The organism is Syntrophobacterales bacterium (assembly GCA_019429105.1).
Taxonomy (GTDB): Bacteria; Desulfobacterota; Syntrophia; order Syntrophales; family UBA5619; genus DYTH01.
Map to the genome: position 1 here is coordinate 25,556 of JAHYJE010000018.1, position 18,570 is coordinate 44,125.

At 50.6% G+C, this 18,570-nt stretch carries 17 protein-coding genes; 7 read left to right on the forward strand and 10 right to left on the reverse strand.

Going from position 1 to position 18,570, the window contains the following annotated elements:
- Positions 1–45: 45 nt before the first annotated feature.
- From K0B01_07825 to K0B01_07845, 5 genes are all read right to left on the reverse strand, one after another.
- The gene (locus tag K0B01_07825; protein ID MBW6486035.1) at positions 46–690 is read right to left on the reverse strand and encodes a TetR/AcrR family transcriptional regulator; all 645 of its coding nucleotides are present in this window, start codon (positions 688–690) and stop codon (positions 46–48) included.
- A gap of 318 nt (positions 691–1,008) precedes the next feature.
- Positions 1,009–2,004: a response regulator gene (locus K0B01_07830; GenBank protein MBW6486036.1), complete on the reverse strand. Its 996-nt coding sequence runs from the start codon at positions 2,002–2,004 to the stop codon at positions 1,009–1,011.
- A complete protein-coding gene (locus tag K0B01_07835) occupies positions 2,001–4,208 on the reverse strand; it encodes a GAF domain-containing protein (GenBank protein MBW6486037.1) in 2,208 nt (735 codons plus the stop codon). The genes K0B01_07830 and K0B01_07835 overlap by 4 nt, the downstream gene beginning before the upstream one ends.
- A 65-nt stretch (positions 4,209–4,273) precedes the next feature.
- A complete protein-coding gene (locus K0B01_07840) occupies positions 4,274–4,612 on the reverse strand; it encodes a LapA family protein (protein MBW6486038.1) in 339 nt (112 codons plus the stop codon).
- Positions 4,609–5,100, reverse strand: a complete 492-nt coding sequence (locus K0B01_07845) for an HIT domain-containing protein (protein MBW6486039.1) — start codon at positions 5,098–5,100, stop codon at positions 4,609–4,611. The genes K0B01_07840 and K0B01_07845 overlap by 4 nt, the downstream gene beginning before the upstream one ends.
- A 219-nt stretch (positions 5,101–5,319) precedes the next feature.
- Between K0B01_07845 and K0B01_07850 the strand changes: the two genes are divergently transcribed.
- From K0B01_07850 to K0B01_07860, 3 genes are read left to right on the forward strand one after another with little or no spacing between them, the layout of a single operon-like run.
- Positions 5,320–5,595 (forward strand): hypothetical protein, encoded by a 276-nt coding sequence (locus tag K0B01_07850; GenBank protein ID MBW6486040.1) that lies wholly within the window; start codon positions 5,320–5,322, stop codon positions 5,593–5,595.
- Positions 5,596–5,633: 38 nt separating this feature from the next.
- The gene (gene ligA, locus K0B01_07855) at positions 5,634–7,703 is read left to right on the forward strand and encodes an NAD-dependent DNA ligase LigA (GenBank protein MBW6486041.1); all 2,070 of its coding nucleotides are present in this window, start codon (positions 5,634–5,636) and stop codon (positions 7,701–7,703) included.
- Between the two features lie 11 nt (positions 7,704–7,714).
- On the forward strand, positions 7,715–8,017 hold the full coding sequence (locus tag K0B01_07860) for an acylphosphatase (GenBank protein MBW6486042.1): 303 nt from the start codon (positions 7,715–7,717) through the stop codon (positions 8,015–8,017).
- Positions 8,018–8,041: 24 nt separating this feature from the next.
- On the opposite strand, the gene K0B01_07865 is transcribed toward K0B01_07860, so the two are convergent.
- Both K0B01_07865 and K0B01_07870 read right to left on the reverse strand, forming a co-directional pair.
- Positions 8,042–9,223 carry a pyridoxal phosphate-dependent aminotransferase gene (locus K0B01_07865; GenBank protein MBW6486043.1) on the reverse strand — a complete coding sequence of 394 codons (1,182 nt, stop codon included), beginning with the start codon at positions 9,221–9,223 and terminating at the stop codon, positions 8,042–8,044.
- 21 nt (positions 9,224–9,244) lie between these two features.
- Complete coding sequence (locus K0B01_07870; protein ID MBW6486044.1) at positions 9,245–10,993, reverse strand: sensor domain-containing diguanylate cyclase; 1,749 nt, start codon at positions 10,991–10,993, stop codon at positions 9,245–9,247.
- A gap of 203 nt (positions 10,994–11,196) precedes the next feature.
- On the opposite strand from K0B01_07870, the gene K0B01_07875 reads away from it, so the two are divergent.
- Positions 11,197–12,039 (forward strand): universal stress protein, encoded by an 843-nt coding sequence (locus tag K0B01_07875; GenBank protein ID MBW6486045.1) that lies wholly within the window; start codon positions 11,197–11,199, stop codon positions 12,037–12,039.
- Between the two features lie 114 nt (positions 12,040–12,153).
- Here K0B01_07875 and K0B01_07880 read toward each other — a convergent pair whose 3' ends face one another.
- Positions 12,154–12,756, reverse strand: a complete 603-nt coding sequence (locus K0B01_07880; protein MBW6486046.1) for a flavin reductase family protein — start codon at positions 12,754–12,756, stop codon at positions 12,154–12,156.
- Between the two features lie 435 nt (positions 12,757–13,191).
- Between K0B01_07880 and K0B01_07885 the strand changes: the two genes are divergently transcribed.
- Both K0B01_07885 and thrC read left to right on the forward strand, forming a co-directional pair.
- A complete protein-coding gene (locus tag K0B01_07885; GenBank protein ID MBW6486047.1) occupies positions 13,192–13,380 on the forward strand; it encodes a hypothetical protein in 189 nt (62 codons plus the stop codon).
- Positions 13,381–13,400: 20 nt separating this feature from the next.
- On the forward strand, positions 13,401–14,792 hold the full coding sequence (gene thrC, locus K0B01_07890) for a threonine synthase (protein ID MBW6486048.1): 1,392 nt from the start codon (positions 13,401–13,403) through the stop codon (positions 14,790–14,792).
- A gap of 71 nt (positions 14,793–14,863) precedes the next feature.
- On the opposite strand, the gene K0B01_07895 is transcribed toward thrC, so the two are convergent.
- Positions 14,864–15,403 carry a hypothetical protein gene (locus tag K0B01_07895; protein MBW6486049.1) on the reverse strand — a complete coding sequence of 180 codons (540 nt, stop codon included), beginning with the start codon at positions 15,401–15,403 and terminating at the stop codon, positions 14,864–14,866.
- Positions 15,404–15,427: 24 nt separating this feature from the next.
- Entirely contained in the window at positions 15,428–15,898 is a 471-nt protein-coding gene (locus tag K0B01_07900; GenBank protein MBW6486050.1) for a CYTH domain-containing protein, read from the reverse strand.
- 147 nt (positions 15,899–16,045) lie between these two features.
- Between K0B01_07900 and K0B01_07905 the strand changes: the two genes are divergently transcribed.
- A complete protein-coding gene (locus K0B01_07905; GenBank protein ID MBW6486051.1) occupies positions 16,046–18,385 on the forward strand; it encodes a hydratase in 2,340 nt (779 codons plus the stop codon).
- The last annotated feature ends 185 nt before the right edge of the window (positions 18,386–18,570 follow it).

The window sequence follows — 18,570 nt, forward strand, 5'->3', positions numbered from 1 at the left end:
GCCGTTAGATTACTTGATACTGTTTCCCCGGCAATAACCGCCTGCTTAAACCGACTCCTCCGCACTTTTAAGACCACTAACAAATGTTTCCATGCCCATTTTTACGGTGCTCCGGATCACATCGTCCCGCTTCTCCTCATTGCCTGTAAAAATGTACAGCGAGATTATGCCGTTCAGCATTCCCCAAAGGGCATTCCTGTTCTGGCGAAGATTCATCGTCCCGGGAAATTCACCCTGCGCGATGCCGTATGCAAATATTTCTTCTACTATATCGATAGTTTTGTTCATGGTTTTTATGGATTCTTCATACAGCTCATCCGGAAAATTCATGCCGGTAGCGCGGATCATGAAGTTCATCAGGTTACGGAAGAATTCCCGTTCATTGAGGAAAAAATCGACGTAAATGTCCGCAAATTTGAAAAGCGCCTGGGATGCGTTTGGCGGTTTTTGCACCAGGCCTGAAAACCGGTCGTTAAATTTTCCCAGATCGCTCAGCACGATATGGGCATAAATCTCTTCCTTGCTGCTGTAATGCAGGTAAATGGCGCCCTTGCTGAGTTCAGCCTTGCGGGCAATGCTCTCAACGGTAACGGATTTGAACCCTTTTTCCAAAAATAGTTTACGAGCTACCTTTATAATCGAACCCTTGCGGTTCTCCCGTTCCCTTTTTCTGCGGTCTTCGAGTCCCACGATTCACACCTTCAGGCAAAGACGGTTTAAGTAAATTTCAAGCCCCTGCGAATAACTGCCGACATGACTCTTACAATCCCTCTGTTATCCATTCCGTTTAGAACATGAGCACTTTAAATAAATAGCAAGTAATTATTTTTAATGCGATTTAGTCATAAGACCCGGGCCAATCGTCTGAACTGCGGTCAATATATGACTGACGGTCATTTATGGAAGCCATACTCCATTATATTTCTGCTGTCAAGAAAAAAAATTTGAATTGGATAATAGGCAGGAATAGATTGATATTCGTTTGCAAACAGCCTCAACTGAGACGGTTCATTTGCAGGACAATACCCGGTAAACAGCCGGAGAAAGGGAAAGCCCGCGTATCAAGGCGGAGGGAATATTTTCAACAACGATGCGATCCTCAACGCAGTGCATGGTGTTTTCGCAAATCAGTATTTCGCCCGCCGCGGCCATGTTTTCCAGCCGTGAGGCAAGATTTACCGCTGCCCCGAAGACGGTGTACTCTTTCTTCCGCGGTGATCCGAAAATTCCCGCCATTGCCTCCCCGGTGGCTATGCCGATTCCGACATCCAGATGTTGTTTCACTTCATTGATTTCCTGGTTTATCGCCACAATCTTCTCCTGAATCTCCAGAGCGGCTGAAACGGCGCCCAAAGGATCGTTGTCGCCCCTGAGAGGCGCCCCGAATATTCCCATGACGCTGTCCCCGATATGTTTATCAACTGTTCCTTGATGACGGAAAATAATGTTGTCGATCGGGGTGAAATAGTGATGATTGAGAAGAACTGAAAGTTCCGCGGGATCAAATTTTTCCGAAAGCGCCGTAAAACCGCGAATGTCGGTAAAAAGCACACTGACGTCCAGACGCCTTGGCAAAAGAGCGCCACCATCTCTCTGCAATTCATTCATAACCTGCTCGGAAACGAACTGCTTGAGCCTCTTTTTAATTGTGTATTCCCTTACTTTTGCCTTCAAATCATCGTTTTCAAACGGCTTGGTCAGAAAACCGTCAATTCCCTCGTTGACCGCCTCAATGGCGCTCGCCATAGTCGCGTAGCCGGTGAGCATGATTCTCGTAATATCCATATTGATGCGGCCTATTTCGATCAGGGTTTCCAGTCCGTCAATGCCGGGCATCCGGTAATCGGAAATGACCGTTTCGATGTTTTTGCCGTTATTGCGAATAATGGAAATTGCCTCATCGCCGTTTTGGGCCAGGACTACCTCATAACCGTCACGTTCCAGAACCCTCTTCAGGGAGCGGCGCACCCCCTCCTCATCGTCAACAACCATCAAACCACTCATGCTGCCCTCCTGCGACAGGGGATTTCAATTTTTATTACGGTTCCCTTCCCTGCTTCACTTTCTACATCAATCCGACCGTCATGCCGCCTGATTATCTCATGGGAGATATAAAGCCCGAGACCGGTGCCCCGACCCACCGCCTTGGTCGTGAAAAACGGTTTGAAAATATCGTTGAGAACAGCCGCCGGAATGCCGGCGCCATTGTCGGCGCATTCAATAAAAACTTTGTCGGTCCGCTTTTGGCAGCTTGTAGTCAGGATGATCTGTCCTTTGCCTTCCGGTAAAGACTGCAGCGCATTCTGGATGACATTGATCATGACCTGGCCAAGATTAGCGAAATTTCCCTCAACGGGGGGCAACTCTTCCTCATATCTCTTTTCAATTGTTACCGGAGTGTTTTTATACTGGTTATAGAGAACCCGGAGCGCGTCGTCAATCACCCTGTTCATCTCCACAGGTTCCACGTATGTCTGGGTCTGTCTCGACAGATCAAGGAGACTGCAAATAATTCCTGCCGAACGCCGCAGCTCCGCAATAGCAAAACGCAGATCATCGATGATCCCCTGCCTGTCGTCCGCGGTAAGTTCCCCCTCAGCAATGGTCGCAACGCTCGATTGCACGAGACTCATAGCCCCGGCAAGCGGATTGTTAAGTTCGTGCGCCGCGCCGGCCACAAGCTGCCCGATCGCGGCAAGACTCTCCGACCGGATCAACTGCTGTTCCGCCTTTTCCATGTCGGAGAGAGCCGTCTGCAGAGCGGCGGTTCTTTCCTGCACCTTTTTTTCAAGATCGCGATTGAACGACTGGAGCGCCTCATAACTGCTTGCATTTTCAATGGCAGTTGCCGCCTGATTCGCTATCGTCGTCAGAATTTCCAGATCTTCATCGACAAAAAGTTCGCCGGATTTTTTCTGGCCAAGAAAGATCATCCCGGCCGCTCCTTCCCGTGCCGGCAAAGGAATTGCCAGCGTCACTCCGAGGCAATCAAAAAGGTGAATCAACGTATTCCTGGTGTTTTTATCGGCAATTTTCCCTGCCGTTGCTCCTTTTGTAATTGGCAATTTACTTTTCTGCAAAATACCATCCAGCAATTCAAGCTCCCGAAAATTTTCCTCCGTTGTTTTTTGAGCCTCCAATGAACCAAATATTTTATAGGAGCTGCCCTCCTTAATGATCAACAAAACCCTTTCTACCCGCATTGCCTCCCTGATTTCATTGATGAGCAGCTCCTTTATCTGCTCTTGAGTGAGTAGTGACGCCAATTGACCGCTGATCTTTTTGAGAAGCCCATGATAATCGTAACTTCCTCGAAAGAAGATGCGGTCAATCCACTTTTGCACCAGTTCCCGAAGGGGGCTGAATAAAAGGACGATGACCAGCGCCAGCAGCAGGGAAAGAACAAAGGAGTTCCCCCCGAACGTGGCGATAAAAAATGAGTTGAAAAGAAAGATGAGAATTACGTAAAGGGCGGTAAGAATTCCGGTTAATGCGAAATAGGCGACGCCCTTGCGAATCAGGACGCCAATGTCCAGCAGGTCGTACTTCAAAACCCCAAATGCCAAAAACAGCGCCGGTATGAAACTGAAATTTCCGAGCGGATAAACGGGGAGACCCATTACCGGAAGAATTGTAAAAAAGAGCAGGAAAGACGAAAACCCAAGGCCTCCCAAAATATACTTGATCCGGTTTTTATGCGCATTGTCGGCAGTGCGCTTCAAAGCGCCGTACAGCACGGTGAGACAGTACAAAACCGTGAACGCTGTTACCGCGGAAAAACAGTAAAACAGAGGGCCGCCGCGGGCAATCCTGCCGAAAAAATAGTAATTGAAACCGTTTATATAAAGACTGGTTGGAACAATCGTCAAAAACGCAGCGCTCAACAGCCAGGCCGTCTTCTCCAGCCAGCGGCGCGAGGTAATGTTCAAAAACGCATGGACAAAACTGATATATACAGGAACGCTAAAAACGAAGAGAAGATGAACAGCTCTGTCTAGATAAAGGGCAAGTTGTTCGTCGGGCAAAATCGAAACGAGGGCAACGTCGGCATTAAGCAGGGCGCCCAGCAGGCAGATTCCGGAAAACAGGATATTAGGCCGTCCCCCCCCGCCCCGCAAAACAGAAACCACGGCTATGCCCGACAAAACAAGAAAGCCCAGCAGGGAGGAAACGATATAAAAAAGAGAGTCAAAGGAGGCATTTGGCATTATCGCAACTACCGAAAATTATAAGCTTAACCTTTATAATCATCTATTTTTTCGTTAGCGTGCTTTCAGGGAGTCTTTACGTTGTCCGTCAATTCCGGTTTCTCTGGCATCTCCGCATAGGGCGGGGAAGAGGTGCTGTCCTTAACCTTTATTTCCCGATGCAGATCCCGGATCGTCTTGTTGAGACGGTTTATCGTGCGCGTCATGCGGAATCTCTCCACGATTCCGAGAATCCCGGTAAAGATAACGCCTATCAGAAAAGAGAGAAAAATTAAGAGATACGTAGGCAACCAGCGTTCGAAGTACCCGTAGTAACTCAATCTTATCGAAACCATGTTGTCCAGCGCAAAGGTAACGAGAAACAAGACAATAATCGCCCCGATGACGGTATAGATAACATTCATCTGTTGTCCCCCAGTTTAAATTGATTAAAATATGGCCTAAGTTCCCGGGCAGTTGCAAAAACGTCCGCAGGGATCACGCGGATATCGCCGATTACGGTCGTGAAATTTGTATCCCCGGCCCAGCGCGGAACGATGTGGCAATGGAGATGATCGTCAATACCGGCACCGGCGGCCTTTCCCAGATTCATCCCGATATTGAATCCCTCCGGTTTCATCGCCTCCTTCAATACCTGGACGGAAATATCAACAAGCGAAAATATCTCCGACCGTTCTTCTTGCCGGATATCCGTCAAGCTCCTCAAATGGCGAAACGGCACAACCATCAGATGACCGCCTGTGTAAGGATACCTGTTAACCATTACGTACACGGTCCTGCCCTCATAAACGACAAGTTCTTCGTCGCGCGAGGAATCGCGGCACAAAACGCAACCGGTGGGCTTGGGGCCTTTTATATAGGCCTCTCGCCACGGAGCGAAAATTACCTCCATTCAACACCTCCGGCAAGTAAAACGATGATTCCAATAGTTAACCCTGTCGCTCCTTGCAGCGGCAACTTCGTTGGTCCGCAAGAAAAGCGCGTTGATGAATATAATGACCTGATTAAAAAGACAAGTATTATTTAGCTTCCCGGATCGCCATTTTTACTATTTGACTTTAAAGTCCACTCCAATTAGTATAACACGCGAACGAGGCAGGAGGCATAATAAATGCTGGAATCATCCCTTGACAAAATGGCGCAGCAGATACTTTCCTTAGACGAGGCATCCCTGGCCTCCTTATGGAAAAAATACAAAACGCGAATGGAAAATTTCGAACCGTCAAGGGACTGGGAAAAGGGCGTGATTATCTTTTTCATCATCAATGCCGTCCGCGCCAAGAATGAAATATTTAACGAACAGATCATGAAACGGCAAAAACCCGGACCAATAACTGTTCCAAAAAGGGAAAAAGGAAAACCGAAGCTGCGTCTGATCAAGGATTAGACCATTTATCCAAACGATGGTTCAGCAGGGGAAAAGCAGTGAATCTTGAAGAGGCCAAAACCAGGATCAGTCAGTTGCGCACAGCTATCCACCACCACAACAGGCGTTATTATCAGATGGATGATCCGGAGATAACCGATGCCGAGTATGACCTTCTTCTTCGGACAGTCGCAGAGATTGAGGAAGAATTTCCGGATTTGGTCACGCCGGATTCGCCAACCCAGCGGGTAGGCGCGCCTCCCCTGGAAAAATTCAGCCCGGTCGCCCATCTAACCCCGATGTTAAGCCTCAAAGACGTTTTCCCAATGAAAAACAACTCCTTTTCCGATGGCGAGATCCGCGACTTTGACCGTCGCTGTCGGCAGCTTTCCGAAGCTGACGCTATCCTTTACACCGTCGAGCCCAAGCTGGACGGCCTTGCCGTCAATCTCCTATACTTAAACGGCCGGCTTGCAACTGGTTCCACACGGGGGGACGGCTCAGTTGGAGAAAATGTGACTTCGAACATTCGCACAATACCGACCGTGCCCTTGCAAATCCCTCAAGCACATTCCTCCCTCGCCCCCCTGCAAACCGAAACCATCGCCGTACCGGAAAAAATCGAAATTCGCGGGGAGATCTGCATGGAAAGGGCGGCGCTGCAAAAACTTAACCAGCGGCGCGACCAGGAAGGACTCCCGCCGTTTGCCAACCCGCGCAATGCGGCTGCCGGCTCTCTGCGCCAATTGGACTCGCGAATCACCGCGCGCAGACCCCTCACCCTGTTCTGTTACGCCATGGGAGGCGTTGAGGGAATTCCCTTCCAGAGTCACACAGACATCCTTAGTGCCCTTTCCCAGTGGGGCTTTCAGGTCAATCCGCTGATCCGCCATCGCATTGGCTTGGATGAATGTATCGAATATTATCATCACATTAACGAAATACGCGAGGGGCTTCCCTACGAAATAGATGGCGTCGTTATCAAGGTTGATAATCTGAGAATCCAGGATCAGCTCGGGGCGGTGTCCCGAAGCCCCCGCTGGGCGATTGCCTGCAAGTTTGCCCCTGTTCAGGAACAAACCGTTCTTGAAGACATCACCGTTCAGGTCGGAAGAACGGGCGTTCTGACGCCAGTCGCGGTATTGACGCCGGTTCGCGTCGGCGGGGTAACGGTAAGCAGGGCAACGCTGCATAATGAGGACAATATCCGCAATAAGGACATCCGCATCGGCGACACCGTCATCGTGCAGAGGGCGGGCGATGTCATTCCGGAGATTGTTTCGGTTCTCAAGGGCGGCAGAAATGGCCGGGAAAGACCCTTCACAATGCCGGAGAAATGCCCGGAGTGCGGGGCGAAAGTTGTCAGAATCGCAGGAGAAGTGGCGGTAAGATGCGTAAACCTCTCATGTCAGGCCCAACTGCGAGAACACATTTCCCATTTTGCCTCCCGGGCGGCGCTCGATATAGATGGCATGGGGGATAAGCTGGCGGCGCAGCTCGTTGCCGATTCGTTGGTCGGCGACCCGGCCGACCTGTTTTTCCTGACGAAGGAAAAACTGCTTGCCCTGGAAAGAATGGCGGATAAATCGGCCGTAAATTTACTCGAAGCGATTGGACGAGCCAAAAAGCCGCCGCTGGCGCGCTTGATTTATGCCCTGGGGATACGTCATGTCGGCGAACGGACGGCCAAGCTCCTTGCCGCCAGATACAGAAATCTGGATGCCCTTGCCGCTGCCGACACCTCGGAGTTGCAAACAATCAGGGATATCGGCCCCGAGGTCGCCACATCCATCGCCGGTTTTTTCCGGGAGCAGGCAAATCTGCGCGTTATTGAAAAGCTGGGATTAGCCGGCGTATCGCCGGTAATTGACAACTCACTTGCCGATGCTCCCCTTGCCGGCAAATACTTCGTTTTCACCGGGACACTCCCCAACCTGGGCCGCAATGAGGCAAAACTCCTTGTAGAATCTTTGGGGGGGACTGTGGAGAGCGCTGTTACAAAGAAAACAAGTTATGTGGTCGCAGGCGAGGCGCCCGGTTCCAAAATCGAAAAAGCGCGTAAAGCCGGGACGTCAATCCTCGACGAAAATTCCTTTTTGACGCTCGTAAAAGAAGGCAAGCCATTATAAATCAATAATATATGCACGCATTTTTAGATAAAAAGAGATTCCACGTCAAGATTGCCGGACGCGTCCAAGGGGTCTTCTTTCGGGCAAACACCGTCAAACAGGCCCTCTGCCTCGGACTTTCCGGGTGGGTGAAAAATCTCCCGGACGGCCGAGTGGAGACTGTTTTCGAGGGGAAAAGCGACAAAGCTGAAGCGATGCTTTTGTGGTGTAAAACAGGAACACCGCCCGCCCGCGTCGCTTACATCGAATACACTGAAGAAACTGTGGATGACAGCTTCAGTGGTTTTAAGATTGTCGCTGATTGGCAGCGTTAAGCGCTCAATTTCGAAAATCGCCAATCAGCGACTCTCTGCCAAAGCTTCCCGGAATCCTTCCATAGCTCCCGTAATTGTCGAGTCTTCGACACAATAGGCGATCCGGATATGTCCGGGGCCGTAGAAACCGCTTCCGGGAACAACAAGGATTCTTTTTTCACGCAGGAGATCGGCGAAACGGACATCATCGGCAATCGGCGTTTTGAGAAAAAGGTAGAACGTCCCTTCCGGTTTGCGCAAGGCATATCCGGCAGCGGAAAGGCCGTCGCAGAGCAGATCCCGCTTGCGCCTGTATGACTCCACATCAATCTTCACCCCTTCCAGCCCGGCGATAATGCGCTGCATAAGGGCGGGGGCATTGACAAAACCGAGAATCCGGTTGCAAAGAACAAGCCCTCCGATAACCTCCTTAAGATCATCTATTGCCGGATTCACCGCGATATAGCCGATCCGCTCCCCCGGGATGGAAAGGCTCTTGGAATAAGAGGTGGCGATAAAGCTGGAGTTGTAAGCGGCAAGGATGCTGGGCACCCTGTTTCCGTCATAGACGATTTCCCGGTATGGTTCATCGGAAATGAGAAATATTTCCTGATTGTACTTAGCCCGGCTTTGCCTCAGAATCTCCGCCAGCGCCCGGATAGACGCTTCATCGTAAATCTTTCCGGTGGGATTGTTGGGCGAATTGAGTAAAACGGCTCGGGTTTTTTCGTTTATCGCCTCCCGGATCGCGTCGAGATCCAGAGAAAAATCATCCCGTGTCGGTACGATGCGCAGGGCGCCGCCGGCGTTGTCAACATAAAAGCGGTACTCCATAAAAAACGGCGCGGGGCTGATAACCTCCTCGCCCGGATTGAGGATTGTCTTCAGAATAACGTTCAAGGCCCCGCCGGCGCCGCAGGTCATGATAATTTCCTCGGCTGAAAGACTTGTCCCCTGTGTTGCATTAAGTTCCTTCGCAACGGCCGCGCGTGTCCCGGGATAACCGGCATTCTGCATGTACATGTGCATTCCCAAGCCTTCGGATGAGGCAATATCAAGAAGTCTTTTTTTGAAAGCTTTCGGCGCCTCCAGATTCGGATTGCCCAGACTGAAATCGAAGACATTTTCCTCCCCATATTGCTGCTTCAGCCGGGCTCCCTCCTCAAACATCTTGCGAATAAAGGAGCCCGCTGTCATAAATCCCTGTATTTTTTTTGCTACGGTCATTTTTTTCACCTTTCATTTGAACTACTTTTTGTGCATCATTTCGTTTTTACCTGAATAACGACGACTTGAGTTCCCGCCGTCCTCCTTTGCCTTGTACAGGGCAATATCCACATTGCGGAGCATCATGTCCAGATCGTCCGCGTCCTCCGGATAAACGGCAACGCCGACGCTTGCCGTAATCCTTACAGGAATGTCGCCCAACAAAAAAGGCTTGCTGAAAACATTCAAAAGCTTTGCGGCCAGCAGATCGGCTTGTCTGCACTCACTGACGCCGGCGTAGATGACCATGAACTCGTCTCCCCCCAGACGGGCTATTGTATCGCTCTTGCGCAGACGGCGCAAAAGACGTTCGGCCACTGCCTTCAGCAGTTTGTCGCCCGCCGGATGCCCCATGGTGTCGTTTACGTCCTTGAAGAGATCCAGATCAAACATCATCAGAACGACCATGTTCTTCTCCCGGGCGGAGCGGGCTATGGCCATCTTAAGACGATCCAGAAAAAGGGAACGATTGGGAAGTCCGGTCAATCCGTCGTAATAGGCAAGTTGCAGGATCTCCGCCTCGGTCTTTTTACGAGCGGTTATATCTTCGATTATGCAGTCAAAAAAGAGCGCCTTGCCGCTCTCTTTGTCATATACTGCCTTCGCGGTCATCGCCCCCCACAAGGGAGTGCCGTCTCTTTTACGGAACCGCATCTCATAATCTTTCAAACCGCCCCATTCAAAAATCCGTTGGGCAAAAGTTTCCCTTTCCGCGGGATCAAAATATATTTCCGCCGGGTCGGTCATCAGCGCCTCAGCCTCGCTGGAAAAACCAAACATCCGTAAAATTGCGGGATTGACCATAAGAAAACGGCCGTGCGGCGGCGGCGTAGTCCGGTTTACCGCTACGGGTATATTCTCGATCAACGTCCGGTATCGCTCTTCACTGATCCGGAGCGCTTCCTCTATCTTCTTGCGCTGTGTGATATTGCGCATGGAGCCTATATTGCGGGGGGGTTCGCGATCGTTGCCGGGAAAGTATCGCGCATTCATTGAAATATTGAGCAATGAACCATCCTGGTGCTTGAACAGAATCTCATAATCATAGACCCCGCCTGCGCTGGTTATTCTCTGCAGAAAAACATCCCGATCGGCAGGATTGGCGTAAAGATGAGCAATCGATGTTCCAATCAGTTCCTCTCTTTGCCATCCCAGGACATTTTTTACGGAAGGGGAAATCTCCATGAATGTACCGTCAAGGCTGACTTCGTAATAAACATCCTGAATATTCTCAAATGCCTGGTGGCATTTCTCGGTCTCTAAGAGTAAACGGTCAAGCGAAAATTTGACATCCGTGATATCCCGTAGTGTCTCCACGGCGCCAATAATCTCCCCGCGGCTGTCTTTCGACAGCATCGCCCTTCCCCAGAGATGGCGCTTCATCCCCCGGAGATTCGGCACAACAGCTTCACCGGAGAGCATGACGTCATTTTTCGTGAACAAATAATATTGATTGGAAAAATTGAGTTCAGGATGCAAAACCATATCAATGAGCATCGGTCGTCTTGAGGCATAAAAAGGAAGGGCATACTCGTAATTCCCGCGACCCAGCATCTCCGTGGCCGCAACACCGGTCATCTCTTCCATCGCATGGTTCCAGAGAATTACCCTGCTGTCGCAGTCGATCATAAATGAGGCATCGGGAAGAAAATCAACAAAATCAGGCACGGTCGAACCAATAGGTTCAAGCCATGCATTAACTTGTAAATCCTTGCCTTTTTTCCTGTTCATTGAACGATAGTATCCCTAAAAAACTTTGCGGCAGAGCGATAACCAACAAGGCGAGACTGCCCGCAATCCTGCCGCTTTTTTTCTCATTTCACCAAGTCTTTTTACTGTCAAGTGAAAAGTATCGAAATGCAAGCATGATATTTACAAAATCTGAAATTGTGTTATGATGGAAAAAATCGAAGTTTACCCCAAAGGAGGCCGCTATGATTATCCAGGATATACTGATACCGCTTGACGGTTCCGGACACGCCAGGGTTGCCGTTTCGTATGGCATCTATCTTGCCGAAAAGCTAAAAGCCAACCTGACGGGCCTGCATGTCATAGACCTGAGACTTCTTCATGGGCCTGTTTTTACGGATGTATCCGGTTCCGGGATACCATCCTACGAAGAGTTTATCCCGGCCATTGAAAACAGCCTTAATGCCAGTGCCGAAACAATTATCGAGGAGTTCCGGAAACAGTGCGCAGCGAGGGGAATCAGTCCCCAGACAAAAAAAATAACCGGGATAATCGACGACGTCATCATTGCGGAAGGTCAGGGCCGTTGCGACTGGATACTTCTCGCCCAGCGCGGGGAGCATTTTCATATTGACGACGGGGCGCTCCTCGGCTCCACCACTCAATCCGTAGTCCGCCGTTCCGGAAAACCGGTTTTTGTAACGCCTGGAAAATACCGTGAAATACACAGCATGGCCATAGCCTATGACGGCAGCGCCCCTGCCCGGAAGGCCCTGAATCTGGCGGCGGAATTGGCAAAATTGACCGAATGGCCTCTGACGGTAATCATCATCGCCAATGATCACAAATGGGGAGAGGAAACCGCCCACAAAGCAGCGGATTATCTGTCGCCTTTCGCAATTCAGAAAAAAATCACGCTCCTTAAGGGAAACGAGGAGCTGGAACTACTCAAATTCACTGGCGAAGGAACAGCGGATTTGCTGGTCATGGGCGCATACGGACACAACATGCTAAGGGAACTGGTGCTGGGGTCAATAACCTCTTTGATTATCCGGAAAAGCGAGATCCCCGTCCTTCTGACCCGCTGATAATATGGCAGGGGACGGACTAACCCTGCCTGCCAATGGGAAATATCAAGCAACTGCTGCTCAGGTAAATAGTGTGTCGGTGTTTGGGTGGGTTGGGGTCATTATCAACGGATTTCATTGTTTGGCTTTACGAAAGCCTTTGCGCACGGAAAAGCCAAAGCCGCCCAGACGCCGCCCCAGCGCGAAATACTGGCCATGAACAAAGGACAACAGGCCGCTTTTCTCTATATGAAACTTGCCCTTTCCATCAATCAGCCCGGTCGAGACCTGGACGGCGACCACCTCTGCCATAAACAGCGTATGCGAACCAAGCTCCAGCGATTTATTTACGATACATTCGATGTTGATCGGACATTCGCTGACGATCGGCGCCCTTACCCTCAGCGCCCTTTGGGACGTTAACCCGGCGCCGGCAAACTTGTCCTCGTCCCGCCCGGAAACAACGCCGCACCAGTCCACCGCCCGGGCAAGTTTCAATGAGGGCACATTGACCACAAATTCGCCGGTAGTGCGGATAATCTCATAGGAGTATCTTTCGGGACGAACGGAAATCGACAGCATGGGCGGATCGCTGCAGATATTGCCTGCCCAGGCGATGGTTATCAGGTTCTCTTTCCAGTCCCGAAACCCTCCGCAACTTACCAGAACCGGCGGCGCCGGGTAAAGGACGTTGCCCGGTTTCCAACTGGTCTTTTCCTCCTTTTGTGATTTCCCCATCACCTTTCTCCCCGCTTGATTGCCCCTGTTATTCTTGTCAGCCATTAACATTTTAAGGCGAGCCAATTGCAAAACTATTTGTCATTCCCGAAAGCGGAGCTTAATGTACACAATGCTTCTATCGAAAATACGGTTTTTCAAGCAGTTAGAACCAGATTATGAACATTAAACTTCGTTTTCCCGCTTAAAATCATTGCGGGAATGACAGAATGTGAGAGTTTTGCAATTGCCTCAGGCGATTAAAACATAAATGACCGCTGCCCGCAAGAGGGTGCTGTTAGCGAACGGTTTTTTTGTTTGACATGCGGCAAAGCCACTACTATAGTAAACGTCGTTTTACAAGCTCGGGATTTATATTCGTCCCTTTCGTAAAACTTGGACGGTGATGTCATTTGCCTTGCGGCGTCAATGTTAAAAATTGAGGAGGATTCTGCTATGACAAAACTAATTTTGGCCATGGATAATATGGGCTTTGAACAGGCAAGGAATAAGGGCATCCTCTCGCTTTTGGCTGAAGCGCGTGAAGCTGGAATGATCTGGGGAGTCAAAATAAACGACATGCTCTACAGCGGTGATGCTGCGAAGATCATCGCCTCGCTCAACGGGAGTTTTCTTGATTCTTAACGTTTATCTTGAGGTTTTTTATGCCGGAGGCATTGAGTTACTACAGCACCAACCGCAATCTCGAAAATCAACCGGGCATTGTCCCGTTCAGGGGGATAGTTTCCTTTAGGGAGGCGCTTCTGATGGGACAGGCCCCCGATCAGGGGCTCTTTATGCCGGAACTTATTCCCTCAATTCCGCTTGAGCAGTTCAGGAATCTGAAAGGAAAGCCCTATCCGGAGGCGGCCATGTTGGTCGCGCTGGCCTTCCTTTCCCGCGAAATCAGTGAAGAAAGGCTGCGCCGGATAATCGATGAATCCTATAACTACCCGCTTCCCCTGGAAAACGTCTTCGCCCGTAAATACGTTATGCGCCTCGATCAGGGGCCGACTGCCTCCTTCAAGGACTTTGCCGCCCGGATGATGGCCCGCCTGATGAGTATCATGCGCGATCCCGGCAAAATACTGAACGTTCTGGTCGCCACGTCCGGCGATACGGGAAGCGCCGTAGGCGAGGCTTTTAAGGGAGTTGCGGGGATAGATGTCACTATTCTCTATCCGCGCAATGAGGTCAGCGGTCGACAAAAAAGGCAGTTGGACACGATCGGCGACAATGTCAAGGCGCTTTCGATGGATGGGAAATTCGACGACTGCCAGAATCTTGTTAAACAGGCCTTTTCCGATCCCGATTTGGAACCATTCCATCTTACCTCGGCTAACTCCATAAACTTCGGCAGAATCCTGCCCCAGATCGTCTATTACGTCTGGGCGTGGGCGCAGCTTTCCCGCGAGGGGGAACCGGCCGTTTTTTCCGTGCCTTCCGGCAACTTCGGCAACGCCCTGGGCTGTGAGTTTGCACGGCGGATGGGTCTTCCGGTCGAGAAGCTGGTTATGCCAACCAATGAAAATGACGAATTTCCCCGTTTTTTAGACACGGGCATTTATGAAAAGGTGTCACCTTCACTTGCCTGCATCTCAAACGCAATGAATGTTGGCCATCCCAGCAATCTTGCCCGTTTTTTTGAGTTGTACGGAGGAACCGTGGATCGAAACGGCATTGTGCATCGCCTTCCGAACGTGGAGGAAATGAGAAAAAACATCTATTCGGTCAGCATCTCCGATCGGGAAACCAGAAAGACCATCAAAAGGGTTTACGACCAGTACAAAGTGGTTCTCGAACCGCACGGCGCCGTAGGCTGGCGCGGCTTGGAGATATATCTCGAAATGTACGGCGACAAATCCCTGTGCGTAAGCCTGGAGACTGCCCATCCGGCGAAATTCCCCGATGAAATAGAAAAACTGCTGGGCGTTGTTCCCGAGCTTCCCCAGAGCATGAAGGACGTTGACAAAAGAACCGGCGAGCCGACGCCTTTATCCGCAGCCTACGATGATTTCAAAAAATATTTGACAAGACACCTGAAAAGCGGCGTTTGATCTTCCGCGCGGCAGTTACGATCCATTGAGCCTGCAACGCGGCAATGAGTCTCGAACACTGCTGATTTACTTTAGACGATTTTCAAAAGGATCAGCAACTTTTTACGGTTTTCGTCGGATAATTGCGTGCATTTCGACACATCCTCGTTGCCTTCCCTGAGTTGATTGGCAAACGCCATACACGTCAAATAACCGCATTCTTTGCAATTTGTCCGCGGCAGAAGTTTCAGGATATCCATCGCGCGGGGCGGCTCTCTCTTATCATAGCTTGGTTCGATCTGGCTTCTGTTTTGCCAAAGCTCGTTCATCATTTTTATCAGTTCTTCTATGAATTCAATTGCTTCTGCTCTGTCGGCAAAAGGGACCGCCAAAATTTGTCTTGCCCCTAAAGAGCATTTCCTGGTTTCATAATCGAAAACAATCGCCTCTGGATCGGGATAATAACGGGCCTTGGTGAATTTGGCATTAAGATAGGGAAATAAAGCCGCGATATCGTCGTCGAGATGCACCTTGGCGGTCCACTCATCCGCGCCTGGATTGCACCCGGGCTCCAGCAATTCCAAAGTGAAGTTGTTGATTAAATTTCTTGTCTCCGCTGTCTGATTTTCCATCTTCTCCTCCTGAATTGCAAACGTTTATTTCTGCCATTTGCTGAATGGATATCGGCCCAGGCTGGCGTTATAATAGCGATGATCGCCGGTAACCTCCTGCCCGATCCAGTTTGGTTTCAAAAACGCCTCGTCCTCTCTTTTCAGTTCGATTTCTGCCAAAATCAGCCCTTCATTTTCCCCTAAAAATTCATCCACCTCCCAAAGGTGGTTTTCAAACGAAATCTTATAGCGCCGCTTCTCGATGAGGGGCTTGTCGCAGAGGTTTTCCAGCATTTCCTCGGCATCGGCAAGCGCGATCTCGTATTCATATTCAGCCCGGGCCGTTCCGACTGTTTTTCCCTTCACCGTCAGATATCCCCGGCCACCGGCGGTTCTTACCCGTACCGTCCGTTTGTTGTCGCTGCAAAGGTAGCCTTGACGGTAACTCGTTCCCGCAGCGAGCTTTTTCCATTCATCGTTTATCAATAAAAATTTTCGCTCTATTTCCACCGCCATAAAATACCCTCACCCGCAATATTTATACGCTAATCTGTTTCCCCTTTTTCTTGACACGGAAACTGTCAAACCTTATACTCCGCCGCCGTGAAAAACAAGCCCGTTTTTAATGCGCATAACAATGCTGTCTTGAGGAAAGGAACGATAATGGTTGAGTTAATGCAGAATCAGGGGGTGCTTCTGATCAACGGCACTCATGTGATACCTTATAAAGATTGGTTAACTGCTGAAGATATAAAAATAATGGGGCATCAAATTCACGATGGTGCATCATCGCTCACCCGGGAAGAAGCCCTGAAAAAAACGATATCCTATGGCATACTCCTTAGTCATAATCAGGCGAAGGAGCAAAATAATCTAAAAATCCGTTTTGACGCGCTGGCCTCCCATGACATCACCTATGTGGGCATAATCCAGACCGCCCGGGCCAGCGGGCTGACAAGCTTTCCAGTTCCCTATGCGCTTACGAACTGTCACAACAGCCTCTGCGCCGTCGGCGGAACGATCAATGAAGACGACCACATCTTCGGCCTTTCCGCCGCCAGGAGATACGGCGGTTCTTTCATCCCTCCCCATCAGGCGGTCATTCACCAGTACGTTAGGGAGCAACTGGCCGGCTGCGGCAAAATGATCCTCTGCTCGGACAGTCACACCCGATACGGGGCGCTCGGAACAATGGGAATTGGCGAAGGCGGCCCGGAACTGGTGAAGCAGCTTCTGAATCAGACCTATGACATCGCCATGCCGAAGGTGGTTGCCGTACTGCTCAAGGGAAAGGTTCGGCCGGGGGTAGGGCCGCAGGACTTGGCGCTGGCGATTATCCGGGCCGTCTTCAAAAATGGTTTTGTCAATAACCGGATCATGGAATTCGTCGGCCCCGGCATCAAGAATCTTTCCATTGATTTCCGCAACGGCATAGACGTCATGACCACGGAAACAACCTGTCTTTCCTCCATCTGGAGTACCGACGAAAAGGTGGCGGATTACTACCGAATACACGGAAGATCCGAAGAATATAAGAGGCTTGCGCCAGGAGATGTGGCTTATTACGATGCATTGATCAACGTTGATCTCTCCGCCATCGAACCGATGATCGCCCTCCCCTTTCATCCGAGTAACGCCTTTACTATCCGGGAATTAAAGGATAATCTCTCCGACATCCTGCGGGAAACGGAAAAAACCGCACAACAACAGTTGGAAAATCCCGCCCTGTCGTACCGCCTGCTGGACAAGATAGTTGACGGCAAGCTTAAGGTTGAACAAGGGGTTATCGGCGGATGCGCGGGCGGAACCTTCGAGAACATCGCCTGGGCTGCCGATCTGCTGAAAAATCGCTCAATTGGCAATGGCGAGTTTTCATTGAGTTTCTACCCGGCCAGTCAGCCAATTCTGCTGGAACTGACCAGAAAGGGGCTTCTGGATAATATACTGAAAAGCGGCGCCACAATGCGCACGGCCTTTTGCGGCCCCTGCTTCGGCGCCGGGGATGTTCCGGCCAACGGGGGCCTAAGCATCCGCCACGTGACGCGAAACTTCCCCTATCGCGAGGGTTCCCACCCGCAGGACGGCCAGGTGGCCTCCGTTGCCCTGATGGACGCCCGTTCGATTACGGCGACCGCGCTGAGCGGCGGCGTCCTTACCGGCGCCGATGAATTGGACTTCGATATTCACAGGCGCAAATACAATTTCGTCGCGGATGTTTATAAAAACAGGGTTTACCGGGGTTTCGGGGCGCCAATGTCTGATTCCGAGCTCCGCTTTGGCCCCAATATCATCGATTGGCCAAAGATGTCCGCCCTTCCCGAAAATCTCCTCCTGCTTGTCGCCGCGGCAATAAATGATCCGGTAACGACAACGGATGAACTGATCCCCTCCGGGGAAACATCCTCCTATCGCTCCAACCCGCTAAAGCTTGCCTTTTTTACCTTGTCGAGAAAGGACCCCGGCTACGTAAAGCGCGCCCTTGAGCTAAAGTCGCTTGAAGACAAAAGACTGGTCTTTCTGGAAAACTGTGTAATGCCGGAAGAGCTGGCGGAAGCGGTAAAGCCGTGGCTCAAGGCTTTAATCCCCGGCGCAAAGATGGATGACTTTCTCCGGACTACCGGCTTGGGAAGCCTTGTTTTTGCCCGCAAACCCGGCGACGGCTCGGCAAGAGAACAGGCCGCCTCCTCCCAGAGGGTTCTGGGCGGCTGGGCAAACGTGGCCGACGAATACGCCACCAAAAGGTACAGAAGCAACCTCATCAACTGGGGGATGCTGCCGTTGCAGACCAAGTACGGAAACAGCATAGAAACGACTGTCGGGGATATGATTTTTCTCCCTGCCGTACGCAAGACGATTCAAAAGGGCTCCGAAACCGTAGAGGCTTTGCTCCTGAAAAACGATGGCCGGACAACGCCGATAACGCTGACGCTGGGAAGTCTGAACAACGAGGAGCGGGAGATACTGCTTACCGGCTGCCTGATTAACTACTACGCTCGAAAATGAGGATAGAAATCAATTAGCCTCGCGGCGCAGAGGAATGTTTCTAAAACAATTCTGAGATATGAAAGCGGCTGACATAAGCCATTAGCCCGCCGTAAGGAATATCACTTTTCTTTCTTCCTTATTTGATGTAACTTGCAGCCGCATTTTTGAAGCACCCATGCAAGCGCAAACAAGCCATGCTTGAA

Bases quoted from the DNA above. Each gene is read 5' to 3' on its own strand.
- K0B01_07830 (MBW6486036.1), bottom strand. From the start codon at position 2,004: ATGAGTGGTTTGATGGTTGTTGACGATGAGGAGGGGGTGCGCCGCTCC.
- K0B01_07835 (MBW6486037.1), bottom strand. From the start codon at position 4,208: ATGCCAAATGCCTCCTTTGACTCTCTTTTTTATATCGTTTCCTCCCTG.
- K0B01_07840 (MBW6486038.1), bottom strand. From the start codon at position 4,612: ATGAATGTTATCTATACCGTCATCGGGGCGATTATTGTCTTGTTTCTC.
- K0B01_07845 (MBW6486039.1), bottom strand. From the start codon at position 5,100: ATGGAGGTAATTTTCGCTCCGTGGCGAGAGGCCTATATAAAAGGCCCC.
- K0B01_07850 (MBW6486040.1), top strand. From the start codon at position 5,320: ATGCTGGAATCATCCCTTGACAAAATGGCGCAGCAGATACTTTCCTTA.
- K0B01_07860 (MBW6486042.1), top strand. From the start codon at position 7,715: ATGCACGCATTTTTAGATAAAAAGAGATTCCACGTCAAGATTGCCGGA.
- K0B01_07865 (MBW6486043.1), bottom strand. From the start codon at position 9,223: ATGACCGTAGCAAAAAAAATACAGGGATTTATGACAGCGGGCTCCTTT.
- K0B01_07870 (MBW6486044.1), bottom strand. From the start codon at position 10,993: ATGAACAGGAAAAAAGGCAAGGATTTACAAGTTAATGCATGGCTTGAA.
- K0B01_07875 (MBW6486045.1), top strand. From the start codon at position 11,197: ATGATTATCCAGGATATACTGATACCGCTTGACGGTTCCGGACACGCC.
- K0B01_07880 (MBW6486046.1), bottom strand. From the start codon at position 12,756: ATGGGGAAATCACAAAAGGAGGAAAAGACCAGTTGGAAACCGGGCAAC.
- K0B01_07885 (MBW6486047.1), top strand. From the start codon at position 13,192: ATGACAAAACTAATTTTGGCCATGGATAATATGGGCTTTGAACAGGCA.
- thrC (MBW6486048.1), top strand. From the start codon at position 13,401: ATGCCGGAGGCATTGAGTTACTACAGCACCAACCGCAATCTCGAAAAT.
- K0B01_07895 (MBW6486049.1), bottom strand. From the start codon at position 15,403: ATGGAAAATCAGACAGCGGAGACAAGAAATTTAATCAACAACTTCACT.
- K0B01_07900 (MBW6486050.1), bottom strand. From the start codon at position 15,898: ATGGCGGTGGAAATAGAGCGAAAATTTTTATTGATAAACGATGAATGG.
- K0B01_07905 (MBW6486051.1), top strand. From the start codon at position 16,046: ATGGTTGAGTTAATGCAGAATCAGGGGGTGCTTCTGATCAACGGCACT.